Source organism: Pallidibacillus thermolactis (genome assembly GCF_025660415.1).
GTDB classification, from domain to species: domain Bacteria; phylum Bacillota; class Bacilli; order Bacillales; family Caldibacillaceae; genus Pallidibacillus; species Pallidibacillus thermolactis.
This window is the reverse complement of sequence record NZ_JAOUSE010000004.1, coordinates 43,244-63,834: the sequence shown is the minus strand read 5'-3', so window position 1 is coordinate 63,834 and position 20,591 is coordinate 43,244. Positions and strand designations below refer to the sequence as shown.

General features: G+C 33.9%; 16 protein-coding genes and 1 pseudogene. 2 read left to right on the top strand and 15 right to left on the bottom strand.

What is annotated here, in order from left to right:
* Positions 1–292: 292 nt before the first annotated feature.
* The 13 genes and pseudogenes from aroD to OEV82_RS02570 all read right to left on the bottom strand — a co-directional run bounded on the left by aroD (position 293) and on the right by OEV82_RS02570 (position 14,746).
* On the bottom strand, positions 293–1,054 hold the full coding sequence (gene aroD, locus OEV82_RS02630) for a type I 3-dehydroquinate dehydratase (RefSeq protein WP_263060914.1): 762 nt from the start codon (positions 1,052–1,054) through the stop codon (positions 293–295).
* A 308-nt stretch (positions 1,055–1,362) separates the two neighbouring features.
* Positions 1,363–1,581, bottom strand: a pseudogene (locus OEV82_RS02625) (amidohydrolase); the annotation flags it as partial.
* A gap of 427 nt (positions 1,582–2,008) precedes the next feature.
* Positions 2,009–2,992, bottom strand: coding sequence for an SPFH domain-containing protein (locus OEV82_RS02620; protein WP_173662260.1), 984 nt, complete (start codon positions 2,990–2,992; stop codon positions 2,009–2,011).
* A gap of 74 nt (positions 2,993–3,066) precedes the next feature.
* Positions 3,067–3,828 (bottom strand): TPM domain-containing protein, encoded by a 762-nt coding sequence (locus OEV82_RS02615; RefSeq protein ID WP_173662261.1) that lies wholly within the window; start codon positions 3,826–3,828, stop codon positions 3,067–3,069.
* A gap of 2 nt (positions 3,829–3,830) precedes the next feature.
* Positions 3,831–4,859 carry a TFIIB-type zinc ribbon-containing protein gene (locus OEV82_RS02610; RefSeq protein ID WP_263060912.1) on the bottom strand — a complete coding sequence of 343 codons (1,029 nt, stop codon included), beginning with the start codon at positions 4,857–4,859 and terminating at the stop codon, positions 3,831–3,833.
* An 86-nt stretch (positions 4,860–4,945) separates the two neighbouring features.
* A complete protein-coding gene (locus OEV82_RS02605) occupies positions 4,946–5,632 on the bottom strand; it encodes a PspA/IM30 family protein (protein ID WP_173662263.1) in 687 nt (228 codons plus the stop codon).
* A gap of 246 nt (positions 5,633–5,878) precedes the next feature.
* Complete coding sequence (locus tag OEV82_RS02600; protein ID WP_263060911.1) at positions 5,879–6,952, bottom strand: LolA family protein; 1,074 nt, start codon at positions 6,950–6,952, stop codon at positions 5,879–5,881.
* A gap of 7 nt (positions 6,953–6,959) precedes the next feature.
* Complete coding sequence (locus OEV82_RS02595; RefSeq protein WP_263060910.1) at positions 6,960–8,417, bottom strand: HAMP domain-containing sensor histidine kinase; 1,458 nt, start codon at positions 8,415–8,417, stop codon at positions 6,960–6,962.
* On the bottom strand, positions 8,414–9,121 hold the full coding sequence (locus tag OEV82_RS02590; RefSeq protein ID WP_263060909.1) for a response regulator transcription factor: 708 nt from the start codon (positions 9,119–9,121) through the stop codon (positions 8,414–8,416). The genes OEV82_RS02595 and OEV82_RS02590 overlap by 4 nt, the downstream gene beginning before the upstream one ends.
* A gap of 326 nt (positions 9,122–9,447) precedes the next feature.
* Positions 9,448–10,668: a DUF819 family protein gene (locus OEV82_RS02585; RefSeq protein ID WP_263060908.1), complete on the bottom strand. Its 1,221-nt coding sequence runs from the start codon at positions 10,666–10,668 to the stop codon at positions 9,448–9,450.
* Positions 10,669–11,004: 336 nt separating this feature from the next.
* Positions 11,005–12,183: an alanine racemase gene (alr, locus tag OEV82_RS02580; RefSeq protein ID WP_263060907.1), complete on the bottom strand. Its 1,179-nt coding sequence runs from the start codon at positions 12,181–12,183 to the stop codon at positions 11,005–11,007.
* A gap of 60 nt (positions 12,184–12,243) precedes the next feature.
* Entirely contained in the window at positions 12,244–13,374 is a 1,131-nt protein-coding gene (ald, locus tag OEV82_RS02575) for an alanine dehydrogenase (RefSeq protein WP_263060906.1), read from the bottom strand.
* A gap of 112 nt (positions 13,375–13,486) precedes the next feature.
* Positions 13,487–14,746, bottom strand: coding sequence for a PucR family transcriptional regulator (locus OEV82_RS02570; protein ID WP_263060905.1), 1,260 nt, complete (start codon positions 14,744–14,746; stop codon positions 13,487–13,489).
* A gap of 245 nt (positions 14,747–14,991) precedes the next feature.
* Here OEV82_RS02570 and OEV82_RS02565 point away from each other — a divergent pair, with 245 nt between their 5' ends.
* On the top strand, positions 14,992–16,089 hold the full coding sequence (locus tag OEV82_RS02565) for a YkvI family membrane protein (protein WP_173662544.1): 1,098 nt from the start codon (positions 14,992–14,994) through the stop codon (positions 16,087–16,089).
* Between the two features lie 163 nt (positions 16,090–16,252).
* Here the strand turns inward: OEV82_RS02565 and OEV82_RS02560 are convergent, their stop codons facing one another.
* On the bottom strand, positions 16,253–17,653 hold the full coding sequence (locus OEV82_RS02560; protein ID WP_263060904.1) for a four-carbon acid sugar kinase family protein: 1,401 nt from the start codon (positions 17,651–17,653) through the stop codon (positions 16,253–16,255).
* Between the two features lie 439 nt (positions 17,654–18,092).
* Here OEV82_RS02560 and OEV82_RS02555 point away from each other — a divergent pair, with 439 nt between their 5' ends.
* On the top strand, positions 18,093–19,073 hold the full coding sequence (locus OEV82_RS02555) for a M28 family peptidase (RefSeq protein WP_317634295.1): 981 nt from the start codon (positions 18,093–18,095) through the stop codon (positions 19,071–19,073).
* Between the two features lie 196 nt (positions 19,074–19,269).
* On the opposite strand, the gene OEV82_RS02550 is transcribed toward OEV82_RS02555, so the two are convergent.
* Positions 19,270–20,250 carry a S8 family peptidase gene (locus OEV82_RS02550; RefSeq protein ID WP_263060903.1) on the bottom strand — a complete coding sequence of 327 codons (981 nt, stop codon included), beginning with the start codon at positions 20,248–20,250 and terminating at the stop codon, positions 19,270–19,272.
* Between the last annotated feature and the right edge of the window lie 341 nt (positions 20,251–20,591).

The window sequence follows — 20,591 nt, the reverse complement described above, 5'->3', positions numbered from 1 at the left end:
AACAAAAAACAAATAATTTAAATGATAAACATCTATTTACTAAGAAGTTAAAATGGCGAAATTATTAAGGAACATAGCCCAAGAAATACGTAGTGTTAATTACGATATTTTTGCTACTTATAACACAATATTGCTTGATAAAGATGTCAGCTATATTGAAAAAATAAGAGAATAATATTATTTAGAAATATCTAATATAGAGGATAAAGAATTAAAAAGCAATTTATCATCATTATTTGAAAGAAAATGGAATGTTTCGTTAGAAGAAGTCATCAAAAAATGTAAAGCAAAATTATAAATGCTTATGGAAGATGTCTAAAACCGTCTTTAATTCCTCAACTGAAATTTGTCCAGGAGCAGATATATCTTTCCCTGCTCCAAAGGTAAAGGCAGAACCAAACAATTCTCCGGCTAAACGACTGATCATTCCCGTTGCTCCCATAGAAATTGTTATGATTGGACGATCGGCATATTTTGTCTTCATCGTATATGTTGCATCTAAAAGTGTAATGACATCTTGTACAGAGTTAGGCATTACAGCAATTTTAGGAATATCCGCACCTAGTTCCTGCATTTGACGTAAGCGAGATATAATTTCATCTTTATCAGGAGTTTTAGTAAAATCATGATTTGACATAATAACATACACGCCATTTGCCTTTGCTGTTTCTTGAATGCTTTTAATGACTTCTTCTTTATTAAATAACTCAATATCAATAAAATCAATTTGACCGGTTAATATAGCGGCTTGGTTCAATTCTACATAATAATCATCGCTGATTACTTTATTTCCACCTTCTTTATGACTGCGAAATGTGAAAAGGAGAAGTTCATTAGAAAAAATAGCCCTTAACTCACGAAGTACATCTTTAACGCTTTGTATATTTTCAACTTCGTTGTAACAATCGACACGCCATTCAACCATATCTGGCTTAAGACGGTTAACGGCTTCTGCCTCATTTAAAATTTCTCTACTTGTCTTTCCAACAAGTGGAACAATAACTTTCGGTTTCCCTTCTCCGATCGTCATATTTTTCACTTGTAAGGTAGCCATTCCAATATGACCTCCATTAAAAAAGATTCACAAAGAATAGATTAATAGATCGATCAACATAAACTCGCATAATAACGCTAAATTTAAATAATAGAATTATTATAACAATGCAAGTTCAATCCAACAACCAAATATATTCATTCTTCTAAATCGATTAAAGATTTAATACCTTCATACCCTATGAATTTTATTTGATTCATCTAATCCACCAATCTTATGGCAACCCCATTAATCTATAACTTAAAGAGGACTAGTGACCATATTAAAAAAGCCCCACTATTTTAAAGAAGGAGCTTATCTTAAACGTATTAATCCTTTTCAAACAAATAGCGTACAACAACATTTCCGGCCGCTTTTGCTGCAACTAGAAGACAATCTTCGTCAATTTCAAATTTCGGATGATGGTTGAAGTAAGGTTGCTCAACCCCTTTTGGCGTGCAACCAATAAAGAAATAAGAACCTGGTATTTTTTCTAGATAATAAGCAAAATCATCAGACGGTGACATTCTCGGGAATTCGATTACCTCTTTTATCGTATGATCTTTATATTGTTCTATCATGAAGGTGCCGTCTTATTTTTATCATTTCGTCTTCTCGCTCTTCCAACATTCTCATTAATACTTTTCGCATCTTAATAAACTCCTTTTTTCTATTTCCCTTTACGATCATCGTTGATTCCAAAAGCAATTGAACTTAACTTTGACACATATAACAATAAAATTATTATTCGCAAAAATACTTCCTTACTTTAGATGCTGTACCGTAACTCGTGTGATGTAAAAAATAAGTTATCCCATCGATTATTTTATCAATTATATTTTTATCATCTCCATAAAATGCTCGCTTGTATTTATTTATCATGTTTCATCCTATTTGAATATGAGTGCAATCGGAAGTATATGTTAAATTTTGTAAATTTACATAGCAAAAAAGAGCGCTTGAACGCTCTTTTTGTTATAATTTTTGACCGCAGTTTGGGCAGAAGTTGGAACCCGTATTTTTTTCACCGCAGTTCGGACAAAAGTTTGGTTTTTTCGTACCTTCTGTTTGTTGTGGCTGACTTGATGCAACCTTTGATGATGGATCGTTTTCTTTTTCATCCATATCTTTCATCATTTCTTTCGCCATTTGCATTCCCAACATGGCACTGGTCATATCCGATGCTGCACCACTTCCTTGCATTTTCCCACTCGACATTCCATCTATGATAGAAACTTGCTTATATTTATTCATATCGCCGACCATACCAAAGGAAGCATTTTTCGTAACCATATCTTGGATTTCTTTCGGATAGTTGAAGCTCATAATATTAAATCGAGTAATCGTAAATCCATCGTCCATTACTTGCATATCTAAATCTTCGCGAATTCCTTTCGCAATTTCGTAAGCATTCGCTTGCAAGTTAAACATATCTTTTCCTTCTTTAGTTATCCACTTCATTAACAATTGATCTAAAATGGCTGTAATCCTGATTTTTACATCTTCAACTAAATAACTACTACGCACCCCTGCCACTTTATCAATTAAGGCAATATAGTCATTTACTTTAAATTGAAAAGTACCATTTGCCCGAATCGGCATTCCGCCAGGCATTCCAAGGGTAGGAATATTAATCGGATTTTTTGTACCCCATTTGACAGTAAATTCTTTCGTATTCACGAATAATACTTCAACACGCATTCCACTATTAAAACCGAATTTGAATCCTTTCAAAGTTGACAGAAATGGAATAATTTCCGATTCGATTTTATACTCTCCTTCATCGGTAAATATCCCTTCAATTTTCCCATTATTTATAAAAATGGCATCTTGGCCAGGACGAATAACTAATTTACTTCCTTTTTTAATTTCTTTATTTGCCCATTTCCAAAAAATCATATCATCGCGAAATTCTTCCCATTCTACAACATTTGCAAATTGGTTTTTAAAAAACGCCATCACTTTCGTTCCTTTCTATCATAATTGAGTACTCAACATTTGAAAATTGATCCCATATCGTAAATCTTTAACAATTAAAACTTGCGACCTCCACCACTAAAGGAATGTCCACCCGGAGTTGTACCGCCGCCACTGCCACTACTTTTTTGTGACGGTTTCTTTTGTTTTGTGACTACTGTACGAATATATCGATCTTTTTCCTGTAGAACCCGTGATTTCTTCGTATCTAAGTATGTTCGTGACGTAACGGTGACACGCCCACCTACATTTAAGGCTAATCCGACGACAACAATCGCACCAATTCCTAATGATACAAGTATTTGAAACCACCACTGTAAATACCATTTTGCAGGCTCACGCCCCATATAGTCATTTACTTGATAAAGATATTCTCTAAAAGCTTCATAATAATTTCCGTTTGATAAATAGGGCGTAACCTCATCTAATATTTGATCGATACGTTTTTCATCGATATATAGTTTTCCTTTATAAAAGGCTGACAAATAAACATCACGATGTTTCATATCTAGAGATAATATAGTGGCATTCCATTTTGATAATCCTTGTTCATCAATTTTTTCATCATAAAAATTAGCCATATAATCTTTTATATATAGACCGTTCGTTTCATTCGTCGTTAATATAAGAAAGTCCGTATCCCACTTTTCACCTAGCTCTGTCGCTAACGATTCTAGTTCAGCAACTTCACGATGACTGAGAATACCTGCTTCATCATATACTTTACGGTCAATAGCTTTGACCTGTTCAAAAAAAGGAATAAAGCAAATAAAAGTAAACATAATGATTGCCATGAAATAAATGTAAACTTTTTTCATTTTTATAAAAAGCCACCCCCCATAATGAGGATTATAATACGAAAGACAAACAATGATGCCACCGATACGCCACCAAACCAACTGGCAACCTTTCCCCAACTAATTGGTGGTTTTCCAACGACTTTCCCTGTGTTTCCATTCATCGCAAATGTATATTCTGATTTTTCGTAGTCATAAACAACCATCCAAACTGGTAATAAAACATAATAGCTTTTCAACTTTTTCGTATCGATATCTTTATACCGGTAATTCACTGTTTCATACTCTCTAACCGTTGAACGAATATAATCTTCTATAAAACTATCAATTTTCTCGTTTACTCGAGGCAATAATTCTTGGTCGGTGTAATTGTATTTTTCAGCAATAAACCCTGCTAAATAAGGTGTTTTAAATTCTTTTAATTGATCGTATGGGAAGGGCTCTAATTTGTCCATTAACTCATCATTCATCTTTGCTGAAGCATCTACAGGAACTTTCAGATAATCAAGGTTTATATCACGAAAAATATCATAGTACTTTGTTTCCGTATAAATATAATCCCCATGGGAATATGTCCTTACCTTTGTTGCTGTACCAGAAACCTTTACTCGGCTATTTATGTCATATAACCAGAACGGTACATACATACCGGTAATACTTTTTACCCTATCAGCACTCATGAAACCTTTTGGTGTGAGCAATCCGTTTCGACACCATTTTTTAAATGCTTGAACGGCCTCATCTTTACTAATAGTGAAAGGAATCACTAAACTCGGTGCTAATGTTCCCGAAACACGGTCAGAAAGGACAACACCTGCCCCGCAAAAACTGCACTTTGTCGCCACTGTGTCGGCATCGGTTAAAAGGACAGCACCACAATTTTCACAATTATATTCTCTCGCTTCTTCCTCAGAAAAAGTAGTTGTAATGTTTTCTTCTGGTAGCGTTTCAATCGTTTCTTTCGTACCACAAGCCTCACATAATAATGTTCCAGACTCACTGTCATAGGCCATGTCATTACCACAGTTTGGACATTTATAATGGATGACCACGCAACCTGTCACCTCCAATTACGCTATAACTTGCATTTTATTTCTCGAATGGAGCTGCCTTTATGAGAAAGGCAGCTCCAAAAATTCTAGTCTTTTTTATCTAACCGCGCTTTTAAAGCTTCTAATTCAGCATCAACACTTGAACTAGATGGGTTGCTATCATATTTGCTCATTAAATCTTCAACATCGTCTTTTGGTTCTGCATTCAATTCGGCCATCGCATTGGCTTGATCTAAGGCAGTGTTAATTTTATCCTCCATACGATTAAAAGCAGAAAGGGAACTTTTCGCGTCTTCAGTAGAATCACCAATTTTATTCATTCTTTCTTTTGTTTTTGCAACAGCCCATTTTGCTTTTAACATTTTTCGTTTCGATTCTAATTCAGCAATATCGGATACAAGTTTATCGTGCATTTGTCGCATTTGTGAAGCATTATTTGCTGCGATATCATACATTTGTTGAAGTTGGGTTTCCTTTGCCGTTAATTGATTTTTCCGCTCGAGGAATTTCCTAGCGTCTCCTTCATTACCTGCTTCAAGTGCCTTAATAGCATAGTTTTCCATTTTTTGTATATCCTGTCGACATTCATCTAATTCACGTTTTGTCCGTCGTTCTTCAGCCATAACCGAAGCGGTTTCGGACTTCACTTTCCCTAAATCACGATTTAGATTTCGAAGATACTGGTCAATCATTTTTTCTGGATTTTCCGCCTTATCCAATAACGAATGTATATTGCTAGCCATAATATCTTTAAATCTTGTTAAAATACTCAATCTTATTCCTCCCCTTTTATCAACAACTGATAATATTTTAACGTATTTACAAATGAAAAAGTTTCATGTTTTTTAAGATTTTATAAAAAGGACTGACAAATTAGACTCCGCAAATAGCAGCGCTTTTTACAAAAAAGAAAAACCACAAATATTGATCATTCAATTTTTGTGGTTTTCTAAAAAAGGAAGTGGCTATATTTCTACTTGAAAAAAATGGACTTGATATCCGCCCTTACGTTTCCATACCTATGAACTTTTCACCATTCCTTCTGTTAATTTAATAACTTTTTCCTCAGAAAAAGTGGAGCCGATTTCCTCAATAATAAGAGTGTATCGAAGACCTTCTTCATCCCAAGTATATGCATTAATTTCTTTCATATATTCCGCATTTTGACCACGAATCTTCATATTATGATTGATTGCATACTCGTCTTCTTCAGGCGTTGGAAATATAGAAAGACTGATTTCTGAAATGTCATCTTCATATATATACGTGAGAGTAATTTCAGATTGATTGATGTCTCCACCCCTTTTGGTAATATCAACTTTATCTAATTTTACATTTTCCTCATTCAATACTAGAAATGACTGACCTAATTTTTCCTTGGCTTCTTCAATTGTTCCTTCCGTTTCATTTAATTCAGCTTCTAGATTTATAAATTTAACATCGTCTGGTAAAGATATAATAAATGTATTGTCGGAAAATTTTGGTGTCGTATCAATGACTGAATACACACTCTCCATGCGAATACTTCCACTTGTATTAATACTTTTTACTATAAACCATGTTTTTTTATCAATCCAAAGCTCTATTTCTCCATATAATGAGTTTTTCTCCTTTGCCTTTAGTTTTATGTGGTGCGTATGGAAATCATTCACTTTTTCTTCACCAAGATACTCATATTCATGACTCCCTTTTAAATTTTCTAATAAGGTAATAACATTTTCTTTAGGACTTCGATTCGGTATTTCCAAAGTTTCTATATCATTTACAATCATTGCCTTATTTTCTATTTTGTCATAAGCAGTCATCGTTTTACCATCATTTATTAAAATTTCTTCCCCACCTGTCTGTACGTTTTTCATAATCACTTTTACCTTTTCTCCACTTCTCTTTTCTTCCATAATACTATGCTCAATTAGTTCGTTATTTTCATATGTTTTTAGTTCGGCTTCTGCATAATACGATTGAAAATTTTGATCTTCCGCTAGTACTTTCTCAATGATTTCATCTGTTCGCAAAGTGGATTCCTCCGAACAGCCTGTTAGTAAAATTCCAACACTTACAAACAAAATGAGAATTATTTTTTGTAAATTCATTTATAATTCACCCTTCCTTTAACCAACATGCCGCGAGTGTACCATAGTTTGGATGTGACCATAATTTTATTTTTCCTCCATGTTGTTCCATAATCATCTTTGCAATACTTAACCCGAGCCCCGAAGTCCCGCCTTGCCCTCTGGCTTCTTCAAGTTGGACAAAGGGTTCGAATACATTATCTAAGTCTTTTTTTGAAATTTCCTTTCCTTCATTTTGAATGAGAATGATGGTTCCATTTTTCCGCCAGGATTCAAGTTCCCAAATAAAAGGTGCAAATATCCATGTCGGTAGCGGGTTTGATTGTGAAATTGCAGCGAGCCATATATTTTTTCCTTTATCTGTATAACGAATCGCATTGGACATTAAATTATCAACCACTCGAATCATTTGTTTAACATTAACTGAAATATGAGCGGACACATTTTGTTCGACAGTTAAGTTGATCCCTCTTTCACGACAGGTTCCTTCATATCCCCCCAATAACATATCGAAAAACTCTTCCCCATCAACGTCAACAAATTCAATTTTTTTCGCAGTCGATTTTAACTTTGTAAATACATTTAAATCATCGACCATCTCTTTCATGTAATCCAATTTTTCAAAAATAATAGCACGATATACTTCCATTTCTTGATCCGACAATTCTTGACTTCTACTTATCGCTTCAAAATAAGCACGTATCGCTGTTAGCGGGGTTTTTAAATCATGGGATAAAGCAGCGATGATATATTCTTTTTCCTGTTGTTGCTTTTTAATTTCCTTATTCTTTGCTTCAATTTCTTCCCGCATTTTTGAAAAATGAGCCATTAACTCTCCAATTTCATCTTTCGTTTGAGGTAGTTTTATTCTCCTACTTTTTCCTTTTGCAAAAGCATTCATTTCTTCTTTTAATAGGTGTAACGGTCGATTCAATTTACGATTTAAGAGAATTATCACACACCCATAAATGACCATGAAAGTTATGACTAGACATCCACCGAGAATCAATGTCCGATTTTGAACACCCTCTAACCAAATATCACGTGTCATTGTAATCTCATAAATCCCAATCAGATTATTTTCATTAAAAACCGGCTTCTTGTATGTGTACGTACGGTAATCCTTTTTTAAAACGTTTAAATCTTGATAAGTAAAATTTCGTCGGTGAACAGAATAGATTTCAACACCGGTGTTATCAATTGTTGAATATAGCTTTAAGCCATCGTCACGATACAACTTAATGTTCATAGATGAGTCAACTATGTCTTGTAATTCTCGATAGTTTTCTACATCTTGTACCTGGTAATAAGAGGGATTAGATAAAATTGAATCTAACTTGGTTACTTTATCCATTGCTTCCATATATTCTTTAAAATCACGTTTTTCATCAAAATGTAATAAACTTATATAGAAAAAATAAAGGACGATTATAGGTAAGATCATAACAACAAGATAGCTAATCATAAGCCATGGTTTAATCTTCATCTTTTTCTTTCTCCAATAAAGCGATATCCGACACCCCACACCGTCTGGATAAACTTTGCTGTTTTTGCTTCATCTTTTATTTTTGTCCGTAAACCTTTCACATGAACTGTAACCGTGTTATTGCCATCGATGTCCTCCTGTTGCCAAACATGCTCATACAATTCTGACTTGCTAAAGGTCTTAAAAGGATTTTTTGCTAAAAGAAACAATAGTTCGAGTTCCTTCGCCGTTAAGTGAACCGGTTCACCGTTTAAAAAAACAATCTCATTTCGGAAGTCAATTCTTAAACCATGAAAGTATTCATGAATATTTGGCTGATCAGTATTTAAATAACGTCTGTATCTGCGCAGTTGGGCATTTATTCGTGCTGTTAATTCATCAAGACGAAACGGTTTTGTTATATAATCATCGGCACCTAACTCAAGACCGTTAATTTTACTATCGACTTCCGTTTTCGCGCTGATGATTAATATCGGAAGATCACTTTCAAGTCGAATAGTTTTACATAATGTAAACCCGTCCATTTCAGGTAACATGAGATCAATAAGTACAATTTGATAATTCTCTGATTTAAAATCCTCCCACCCTTCTTTACCAGTCGAGGCCCAAGTAACAAAATAACCTTCCTTCCTTAGATGGTCACATAAAATACGGGCAATTGATGCATCATCTTCAACAAGTAAAATTTTCTCTCTATTATCCATTTCGTATCCCTCTTTCTATTTCGATTATAAATGTCACTAAAAATGATCATACAATTCTTTATTTTTATTTAATAAATCGTTTTCAAACGATCTACATGTTGAAAGTATCTTGTTCTTTGCTTGATCGTCATCCAAAAAGACTTTTTTGATAATGAGAAATTTATTCAGAATACGTAAATGTAAATGAACCAAGACTTTACTTTTAAACGGGGATTGTCATTTGCTGCTCTTAAAAAATATACGGACACCGTATCTTAATGTTTGGTGTCCGTCAAAACAAATGATTCATTTTAAATAGGAGAACGTAAATGATTGAAATTAAATTCTTATAAAAAGTTCTTTAACCAAAGACCAATAGCTGTACCCGCATAATTCCCGATAATATAACCTAATGTTCCGACGAGCAAGATCGGTCCAACAAGTTTTGTCCATCCTTTTGAAATTGCCATCGCCGCAGCAGTTGTCGGTCCACCAATATTTGCATTACTTGCCAGAATAATTTCTTCCAATGAGAATTTCGTCACTTTACCAACACCAAAGGAAACGATCATATTAATCAACACCATGATTGTGACAAAGACAAATATAAGCGGTGCATTTTGTAAGATCAACGGAAGAGAAGCAGGAACACCTATAACGACAAAGAAAATATAGATTAAATATGTCCCAATTTCCTGAGCTCCATTTATACTTTCAAAATAACGAGGGAAAACCGTCACGAGAAGCATCGTCAGTGTCGTTAACATTAAATAGTTATCACCCAATATTCCATTTAATACATTGAAAAATATACTTACGTTTTCTCCAGATGGAATCAAATGGTCAAAATACGAAGCAATCGTAAAGGATATCGCTACAATGCCAAAAGCTGTACCAACTGCTTTACTGATATCTAATAATGACATGTCCTTACGTTCCCAATATGAAGCAGCTAAGTTCTTATCAGAATGGTTACTTCTTTCTACTTCATCTATATGGGGGGTACGATATTTATTACGAAAAAATTGTAGTGTTGGAAGTAGTATCAATACAAGAAAATAAATTGCCATGAGTAAATTATCGGCAACAACAGTTGCTGAAACAAGTTCACCTGGCGTTTCAAATTTTGTAGCCATCGCAGCAAAGTTTACACTTCCACCGATATAAGAACCAGTCATCATGGCTGTAATCTTATCTAAGCTAGGAATATATTGTTTCAGCACGAAAAATAATCCTACAATTGCTCCGGCTACTGTTCCAATTGAACTGATTAAGAAAATCAAAAGTAGTCTACCGCTTTCTTTCCATATTTTGAATATGTTAGAACGAAACAACAGTAATGGTATAGCAAGTGGTACTACATATCCCCAGACCGTATCATAAACGGGAGATTCCGTAGGGATAATATTAAAGTTTGCTAATAACATGGCTCCAACAAGTGCGATAATCGCACCGGATATTCTGGAAGCCCATTTGTATTTTTGCTCTAAATATATACTAACAGCTGCCCAGCCTGCTAAAAACCCCCATAATAGCCATGTATCGTCTGGCTGTATCAGTGTATTCATTTTTCCATCCTCCATTTTCTCTTTAATAAAAAAATTCTTTCAGCTATAAAACTTATAGGAAGCAATGCTTGTTTTACTTAGCTTTCCAAATGAAGATTCCCTGCTACATCCTGATAAGTGAATTCTAAATATTGCCATGTAGGTACCCTATCTTGACCAAACTTTCATAAAATTGCAACACGCATTGTCCTTTTCCCATAATAAATGAATGTGTTATTTTGTGTCAACGATTGGTAATAACCCGGATTCAAATATAGATACGGGCTTTAAAAAATAAAAAAAACACTCATCGTGAGTGTTTTTTCAGTAAGTTTATTCAATTGAACAAGTATTTTCTTAATTATTTCTGACACTTATTAACATGCTTTTTTGTGAAATAATGTTACCGTTTTCGAAATATACTCTAGGGACACGATGTCCGATTAAGCATGCTGTTTCATAATGAATGGTATTCATGATCTTCGCTACTTCACCTATAGGAATATGTCCTTCCTTCGGATCTCCAAAAATCGTAATTACATCGTCGGTTGTTACATTTGGAATATGACTTACATCTATCATTGATTGGTCCATACAGATTCGCCCAACAATCGGTGCCTTTTTATTTTTTAAGGTAACATAGCCTTTGTTTGATAACAATCGTGATAAACCATCCGCATATCCAATCGGCATCGTTGCAATCAATGCATCTTCTTGCGGTACAAACGTGCATCCGTAACTAATAGGTTCCTTTTCTTTAACCGTTTTAAAATAAACAGGTTTTGTTTTTAAACTCATAGCCGGACGTAAAGAAATGAAAGATTCTAAATGTTCCTCCGGATATAAACCATATAGACTGACACCTACACGGACCATATCCAAATGCATTTCGGGGAATTGAATGGTCGCTGCGCTGTTACAACAATGTTTAAGGGGAATGTACACACCGTTATTTTCTAAATATGTTACAACTTCGAGAAACTTATTAAATTGATAGTTCGTATACGTCCCATCTTGGTTATCCGCATCTGCAAAATGAGTATAAATCCCTTCTATATGAACAAAATTTGAATCAATCTTTTGCACAAGTGCATATGCATCTTCCGGATCTTTTATCCCGATCCTGTGCATTCCGCTATCAATCTTTACATGTATGTTAACTTTTGTTTTTAATCTATTAGCTACCTCTTGGATCTTATCAATTACTTCGCTAGTAAAAACAGTTAACGTTATTTCATTTTCAATTGCTTTTTTTACGGACTCAGGAGGAGTATAACCTAGTACTAAAATAGGAGTTTCTATTCCTGCCCTTCGTAATATTAAGGCTTCATCAAGTATGGCAACAGCAATATAGTCCGCTCCAGCTTTAAGCGCGGCTTTTGCTACTTCTACACTACCATGGCCATAACCATCAGCTTTTACTACCGCCATTAATTTCGTCTTATTTGATATATATTTTTTAAATGAAGCTACATTATATTGTATAGCATCTAATGAAATTTCTACCCAAGCATTCCGATAACTACCAAATTTCATGCTCTTCTCCCCTTTGAATAAAAAAGAGGAGCTGTCCAGATTACAGCCCCTCCTCACTTTTTAAACTGTTACTGCATATTTAACTACTTCATCGACTGGAACATATTCATAGCCAAGATCGTCTGCTACAGCTTTATTTGTTACTTTTCCAGCAATGACATTAACACCTGTTTTAATTGGTGCAATATCTTCAATCGCTTTCTCTACACCTTTTTGAGCGATTTGAATAGCATATGGTACTGTAACATTCGTTAGACCAACAGTCGCTGTTCTTGGAACTGAACCTGGAATATTCGGAACTGCATAGTGTAGTACACCATGTTTTACTTCAATTGGGTTATCATGTGAAGTTGGTTCATTGATCGTTTCAAAGTTTCCACCTTGGTCAATCGCAACGTCCACGATAACTGAACCAGGTTGCATAGACTTAACCATTTCCTCTGTAACAAGTTTTGGTGCTCTTCTACCAGGAATTAATACTGAACCGATAACAACATCAGATTCCTTCACAGCTTCTGCAATGTTATAAGAATTTGACATTAATGTTTGAACTTGGTTACCAAAAATTTCTTCCAATTGACGTAGGCGAGCTGGATTCAAGTCGATAATCGTGACATCTGCACCTAAACCAATCGCTACTCTAGCCGCATTCTCACCAACAACACCTCCGCCAATAATGGTTACTTTTCCACGTTTTACACCTGGTATACCACTTAATAAAATGCCTTTACCGCCTTTTGATTTCTCTAAAAATTGTGCACCGATTTGTGCAGCCATACGACCGGCAACTTCACTCATAGGTGTAAGCAAAGGAAGTGTATTATTTACAGTAATTGTTTCATATGCAATAGCCGTTACTTCATTTTCAACTAACGCTTTTGTTAATTCAGGTTCAGCTGCTAAATGAAGGTATGTGAAAAGGATTAAACCTTTACGGAAATATTTATACTCGGCTTCAAGCGGTTCTTTAACTTTCATGATCATATCAGCTTTCGCCCATATCTCTGAAGCGCTTTCAATTATTTCAGCACCAGCTGCTCTATATTCATCATCAGAAAAACTACTGCCTAAACCAGCACCAGATTCTATTATAACCGTTTGACCAGCATTAACTAAGTTCACTACACCAGCAGGAGTTAAAGCAACACGATTTTCATTGTTTTTTATTTCCTTAGGTACCCCAATAATCATACTCTCCACATCTCCTCTAATTGAATTTACACTTTAATCATAATTCTTTTCTAAAATAATTTCATTATTTAAAAGAATAAAATTAAGAGTGGGGGTTTGTGAATTTACACAATTAGTGATAAACTTTGTGAATCAGTAAATCAAGATATAAGTTCGTTTTAAGACTTGAATCGTTTAAATCAATCTCACATATTTCAGCTATCCTCTTTAAGCGATAGTTCATCGTATTTGAGTGAACATGAATCTTTTTTGCAGCCAAGTTAATATTACTATCATTTTTTAAATATACTCGTAAAGAATTTAGTAAATCCGTATTATTCTCTTCATCATACTCTTTTAACTTTTCAATGACTTCATTTCGATAATTTTCTTTCATTCTAATTCGATATAAATCATCTAGAAATTGATAAATCCCTAGATCTTGATATAAATAAACATTTTCAAGCTCGTTAGGAAATTTCCTTTTCAGCTCTAATACTTTATTGGCCTGCTTATAGCTATAATGTAATGATGATGGAGTATCATATATCAATCCACTACTTCCTATCACATGATCGATTTGTAGTCGATTACAAAGCCTATCAATAAATGTCTGAATATACTCATGAATAGCAGATTTTGTATCGTTTTCTTTTTTTAATTGAACAAGTAAAATGAGCTGATGTTGATCAAAGAAACGGCCAACAATGTTGACTTTGCTCAGCGTTTCCACTAAATAAAAAGCATGTTTTTTTACCAAGTCAGTTACAGATTCTACTTTTTCAAAATCGATAATAACAATGGACAATTTTCCACTTAAATTCATATCAAATTGTTTTGCTAATTCATGAATTTTATTTTCTTCTTTAAAATCACCCAAAAGCAACTGCCAAAAAAAATCGCGATACTGCTTTTTACTTTTTCCTGTTTTATTACGGACATATAAAAAATATTTTTTCGCAAATTTTGAAGCTTCAATAAACAACTCTAAATCATCGTTTCTTATTGTTTTTTCCTCTATATGTGCCCATATAAACCCTAAAATTTCATCATTTTCTCGAATAGAAACAGTAACTCTATTTCCTAAACCAACACTAGGAATTGCTGGTATTATAACGGGTTTATCACTTTCTAATAGTTTTTTCATAATCCCTTTTTTCCATAAACCATCGATTACTTTATTTGGTACTTTTCTTTGAATAATGGTAGAAAGTCGCGCTTCATCAATATTTTCATTGTGTTTGCTATATGAAATTAAATGATGATTTGCATCCTCTATTGTTATTGGACAATCTAAAACTTCAGCAAGGAAATCTGCTAATTTTTCCGGATACTTATAAATTTCGCTATTCAGTGCTTCATATAATCGTTGTTTTCTTGATGTATGGCTCAAACAGTACCCCTCCATTCTTAAAAACGGAAAAAAGTAGATATCTTCCTCTATAATATGTCCCTTTCTATTATTAAAATATAAAGAATATATATTTGTCCAATTCCACAAATAAGAAAGATTAATTTTTATTTTTTAAATAAATGAATCTTTCCAGCTTTTTTGATATATTATTATCAAAGGGGGTTATTTTTCTAAAAAAATATTTTGAAAAAGGGAGATTTGAAGTCAAACGGGGAGGAATCTTGATGAAAGATATCTTAAAAATTGGAAGCGCTTTTATAGGGATAATCGTCGGCGCTGGATTTGCTTCAGGCCAAGAAGTTTTGCAATATTTTACTAGTTTTGGGATAATGGGTATTTTTAGCGCTATTATTTCAGCAGCTTTATTTGCTTATTGTGGGATGGTACTAGTCTGGTTAGGAAGTAAAACAGGAACAAATTCCCATAAAAGTGTTATCTATCAATTAAGTGGTCGGATTGTAGGAACAATCATTGATTATATATTAATTTTAACTCTTTTCGGTATTGGAGTTGTTATGATCGCCGGTGCTGGCTCAAACTTACACCAACAGTTCGGACTTCCTTACTTTGTTGGGACATTAATCATGACGTTACTAGTATTTTTTATCGGTCTTTTTAATACTGATCGAGTTGTTGCAGTCATTAGTAGTCTAACACCATTTCTAGTTCTATTTGTCATTATCGTTGCGATCTATTGTATATTTACTTTAGATACTTCCTTTTCCACTTTAAATAACATTGCAAAAGAAACACCTACTTCACTTCCGAATTGGTTTATTTCAGGTATTAACTATGCTTCCTTTAATATTGCAGTTGGGGCTTCCATGGCTATTGTTATGGGGGGATCGGAAAAAAATCAAAAAACAGCTGCTTTAGGTGGCCTTATCGGTGGACTTGGTATTGGAGGTCTAATTATATTAATTCATTTTGCTCTCTTCTCAAAAATTGAAAGCGTTGCAGCGTTAGACTTACCACTCCTTGGAATTGTAAATTCTATATCACCTGTTTTAGGCTTTACCATGTCCATTGTCATATTTGGAATGATTTTTAGTACAGCAATGGGAATGTTCTACGGATTTGTAGCTCGTTTTGTAGAAACAGACACACCAAAATTTAGAGCTGTATTAGCAGGGGTGATGATTGTATCCTTTGGATTAAGTTTTATCGGATTTACTGATTTAATTGCTTACTTCTATCCACTTATAGGTTATCTAGGACTTGTATTAATTGTCGTATTATTTATCGCGCCAATTAAAATGAAAAAAAATCATCAGATGAATTCTGAAATTAATCATGACCATAAAAATAAATTGGCAAAATAAGTATATGAAAGAATAAAAGAAAAACAAAATCAAGTCTGTTGTTTGAATTTTCAAAAAATAGAACAATATAGACGTTAATTATATTCATAAAATAAAAAGCTCCTCATTATCTGATTCGTGAGGAGCTTTATCTTTTTTACGATGAAAAAATTTTTTTGAAGGATTAACTCAACAATTCTACTAATTCCTTTAAATCTGTTACTTCTCCTACGTTTCCAGGGAAAATAATATAAGGCATATTTGGATACTTACTATTTTCATCTGTTAACCATACAGGAATGCCGGGTAATGCCTGTCCTAATACGAGTGCCTTTCTCACATTTAATGCATCTGTCCCAATTTGTGATGAAGTTATTCCACCTTTGGCAATAATATATTTTGGTTTGCATCTAAGACTACGAATAATTCTTGTCAAACCTTTGGAAATTTTTACCGATATGGCCAATTGCTTTTCCTCTATGCCAGTCGCGAGCTTTAATTGTTTTCTCTTCGTAAAAATTACACATGTTTGTCCATCTGAAATGCTTTCGTCCAACTCCTTAATTTTCTTTGTTATTTCCCCTTCCAATTTTTCATTATTTAAAGTGAGGTCACTATTAAATTCAATCGGTTTTACAAAATCAAGTTTTAATAATTCCTGTAATTGTTGTGTCGTTTTTTGGACGTAGGAACCTACAATAATCAATCCGCCACCATCACTATTTGAATTAATCATTTTTTCCTTCGAAAGTAGATCTTGATCTGAAATATTTCCAATGACTTTTGTAAAAGATGCAGCTGTTCGGAACAAAAATCGTTTTCCTTGTTTTAATGCATTAACAATTGCAATAGACAAAACTTTTAAATCATCATCGGAAATCGCATTGACAACAATTTTATTAAAATTGTTAACTTGTAAAAGTTGTTTCGTAATTTTATCTATGTTGAACGAACGTAAATCTTCCAAAGAAATATATGTTACATTCTCCTTTTTATAGATTCCATTTGATTTTTCTTCAATATAATCCCCAAGATGACTACTCTTAAATCCAAATGTGCGGTCTTGAGCAAATTCTGTATCCCCTACTGGAATAAGTTTATCTTTTATTTTTACATAATGAATGTTTTCAATCGTAAACCTTCCACCCTCTTTAAAAAAGGGAATAATAAACTCACCATCGAATGGCTTGCTTAATGTCTTATTTATCGTTTCCGATTCCAGGGGAAAATGTCCACGTAAGGTAGAATCTCCTCTACTTACGATAATATATGGCTGATTCAATTGATTCGAGATTTTTTCAATCTTAATCATAATGTCTTGATGAACTTGAACTGTTTTTTCCCTAGAGAAGGCTCGAGAATTTGTTAAAATAAAAAACATTTGATTGTCTGATTGAAATCCTTCCAAGATTGATTCCTCTTCCCAATTTGTATAGACGTGAACGCCATGTACCTTTTGAATGCCAGTCGGATCGTCATCTAATATGACAATCTTATAAGGGAACTGTTTTAACGCTTCCTGATAGCGTTCATTTAAAACCGTTTGATTATAATTAGAAAATTGATATAAAGTTCTAAGTTCCAAATGAAGCACTCCTTCCAAAATCAGTAAAAATGAAGGAACGAATGTTCTTATACTACTATTGTAAACGCTTAATCTATCTTTGTATATTCATATGCAAAATAAGTTTTGAAGATCTTGAAACCTTCTTGTTATTTTTTGCTTGTTAAAGGTAAGCCCAGTATGGTTTTTAACCAGTATATGAAATATTGGTATAAGAACGTGTTAAAACAGAATGGTAGTTTTTAATAAGAATTACCTTTTGTTTCTAATCACCTCAAAAAAGGCATATCGTTGATAAACTTGACGTTCTCATTGTTTTCACTATGCAACAAATGCAGATCATGTACCAACTTAAGTACTATTCATTTTTTCTACTATTCCTTTCTTCCTGTTTTTAAAATTTTCAGAGGATTTTTATATTTCTAAGAGAATATTAATCTCTTAGAAATATGGAAAGGATGTGCATAAATTGAAAAGATTAAAATACGTTAGCTTATTACTTATACTCTTCATGATGATGGCAACACCCGTTTTTGCTGCTCCGGGAGGTTCAGAACAAGCATTTGATAATAAAATTGTGAAAAGAATTAAAGTCGATAATATTTATCATCATATTCAATATTTATCTGAGGAAATTGGACCCCGGCCAGCAGGTTCAGAGGCAGAGCTTAAAACAGTAGAATATTTAGTGAATGAATTTAAAAGCTATGGTTATAATGAAGTGAATGTGCATAAGTTTACTTTTACATCCAGCGGTAATGAAATAACAGCGTATAATGTAGAAGCTGTGAAAAAACCAATGAAAAACCATGATACAGGGCAACAAATTATTGTAGGTGCCCATCATGATTCTGTTCCTGTAAGTCCTGGTGCAAATGACGATGCTTCAGGGACTGGGGCATTGCTTGAATTAGCACGAGTATTTGCCAACACGCCAACTGATACAACTATTAAATTCATTGCTTTTGGTGCAGAAGAAAACGGACTTTGGGGCTCAAGAAAGTATGCTGAAGCAATGCCTCAAGAAGAAGTGGAACGTACGGTTGCAATGTTTCAACTAGATATGATCGGTAGCGCTGATGCAGGAGATTTAGTCATGTTTACTGCTGACGGAGAAAAAAACCTTGTAACAGATTTAGGGGCAGCGGCAGGTTCACGCTTAAGTGAACTCATTCCATATAGTGAACTTGGACGAAGTGACCATGTCCCTTTCCATAATTTAGGGATCCCAGCTGCATTATTTATTCATACACCATTAGAACCGTGGTATCATACTGAAAATGATGTGATTGAACATATTAGTAAAGAAAAATTAAAAGATGTAGCCGATATTGTTGGTGCTGCCGTTCATCAAATTGCTAGAAAGGACACACCAGCACTTGAACGTTCCAGAGTTGCGCCGGTTCCAGTAGATTATTATTATGAAGAACCGAATTTATAAATTTCATTCAATTTGCTTTTAAACAAGTGGAGACCATTACTTCACTTGTTTTTTTATTGATTTCCAATACTTTTGTTGTCCATCTCGACTCCAAAAAATATAGATAGGACAGAAAGTAGTATCTAATAGCCTGACCGCCTATCCAACATTAAAAAAACAAAATTATCTTATTGTTTTTTCCTTAATGATATGTTCGTTAATTTTTTTCCAGAATACTTACAACACGAATCTCATCTTTAATGAGATCAGGTAGAGTGAGCAATAAAAACCCGTTTCCTTCCGAGCTTTTCCGATAACCAAGCGGTATTGTTCGTTTGATTAGTTGGGCAAAAATTTCAGATTCAATAAGTGGTCTTTCAAACTCTTTTTCACTTAAGTTGATAATTAAAGCTAAAGCACCTGCTACATGTGGAGCTGCCATAGATGTTCCCGTTAATTTTGCATATTTATTGTCAAGATAAGTTGATACAACATCAACACCAGGTGCGACAAGATCCACTTCATTATTCGTATTTGAAAAAGGGGCAAGCGAAAGCTCCATATCTACAGCACCCACACAAATAACTTCATTGTATGCTCCAGGATAAGCATATTCCCATGTATCTTCCCGTCCATCTCCTTCATTTCCTGCAGCAACGACAACAGAGACATCTTGATTTACAGCATTTTTAATCGCTTGATGTAATTCTGGTTCATCTTGGGGACCACCTAAAGACATACAGATCACACGCACTCTTTCATTATTTGGACCACGCCATTCTACTGCATAATTGATCGCTTCAATAATCCATTCATAATTACCAACACCATCTCCCGTTAACGCCTTTAAACTTAAAATTTGTGCTTTCGGGGCGACACCTGTTACTCCCGTTTCATTCAAGCTTGCTGCAATTGTTCCTGAAACATGGGTTCCGTGGCCATTATTGTCATCATATTGGTTTGGATCTCCATTATAATCCGTTGTAAAATTTCTTCCGCCTATAATTCGCTCTTTTAAATCTTGGTGATTCGTATCTATACCGGTATCAATTACCGCAACAATAATACCTTCACCGTAATCACTGTCTTCCCAAATAGCAGGAGCTTGTATTAATTCAACCCCCTCTGGCGTTTCATTCGTAGTTTCTACAATGGACTGAATGGTATAAGGAATTAACTTAACCTTTTTGTCGTTCATCGTATGCCTCCTTTTAAAATATTTTTTAAATTTACACTATAGAATATTTCATGGAGGTCATTTCTTAACATACAACCGATAATTGACAACTCTAGCATTTTCAGTAGAAAAACTTACTAATTGACCTCGACCACCCCCTGTAACTTTATGTTTTACTATTTTAACTAATAATTAGTTAAAATGTTGTTGAAAATTGTTGTAATAATCTATCAATTTTATTACGAATGATTCTATCGATTTAATCGTATTGAAAAATAGATTTTTAATCATCAATTATTATAAAACTTAAAGTTATTTTGTTAGGTGTCTTATAAAATAAAAGAGCTCCTGGACATGCCAGA

What these genes read in the sequence shown, in the direction of transcription:
- OEV82_RS02620 (WP_173662260.1), bottom strand. Translation starts at nt 2,992, where the DNA reads ATGGCGTTTTTTAAAAACCAATTTGCAAATGTTGTAGAATGGGAAGAA.
- OEV82_RS02585 (WP_263060908.1), bottom strand. Translation starts at nt 10,668, where the DNA reads ATGAATACACTGATACAGCCAGACGATACATGGCTATTATGGGGGTTT.
- OEV82_RS02600 (WP_263060911.1), bottom strand. Translation starts at nt 6,952, where the DNA reads ATGAATTTACAAAAAATAATTCTCATTTTGTTTGTAAGTGTTGGAATT.
- OEV82_RS02615 (WP_173662261.1), bottom strand. Translation starts at nt 3,828, where the DNA reads ATGAAAAAAGTTTACATTTATTTCATGGCAATCATTATGTTTACTTTT.
- OEV82_RS02590 (WP_263060909.1), bottom strand. Translation starts at nt 9,121, where the DNA reads ATGGATAATAGAGAGAAAATTTTACTTGTTGAAGATGATGCATCAATT.
- alr (WP_263060907.1), bottom strand. Translation starts at nt 12,183, where the DNA reads ATGAAATTTGGTAGTTATCGGAATGCTTGGGTAGAAATTTCATTAGAT.
- ald (WP_263060906.1), bottom strand. Translation starts at nt 13,374, where the DNA reads ATGATTATTGGGGTACCTAAGGAAATAAAAAACAATGAAAATCGTGTT.
- aroD (WP_263060914.1), bottom strand. Translation starts at nt 1,054, where the DNA reads ATGGCTACCTTACAAGTGAAAAATATGACGATCGGAGAAGGGAAACCG.
- OEV82_RS02595 (WP_263060910.1), bottom strand. Translation starts at nt 8,417, where the DNA reads ATGAAGATTAAACCATGGCTTATGATTAGCTATCTTGTTGTTATGATC.
- OEV82_RS02565 (WP_173662544.1), top strand. Translation starts at nt 14,992, where the DNA reads ATGAAAGATATCTTAAAAATTGGAAGCGCTTTTATAGGGATAATCGTC.
- OEV82_RS02550 (WP_263060903.1), bottom strand. Translation starts at nt 20,250, where the DNA reads ATGAACGACAAAAAGGTTAAGTTAATTCCTTATACCATTCAGTCCATT.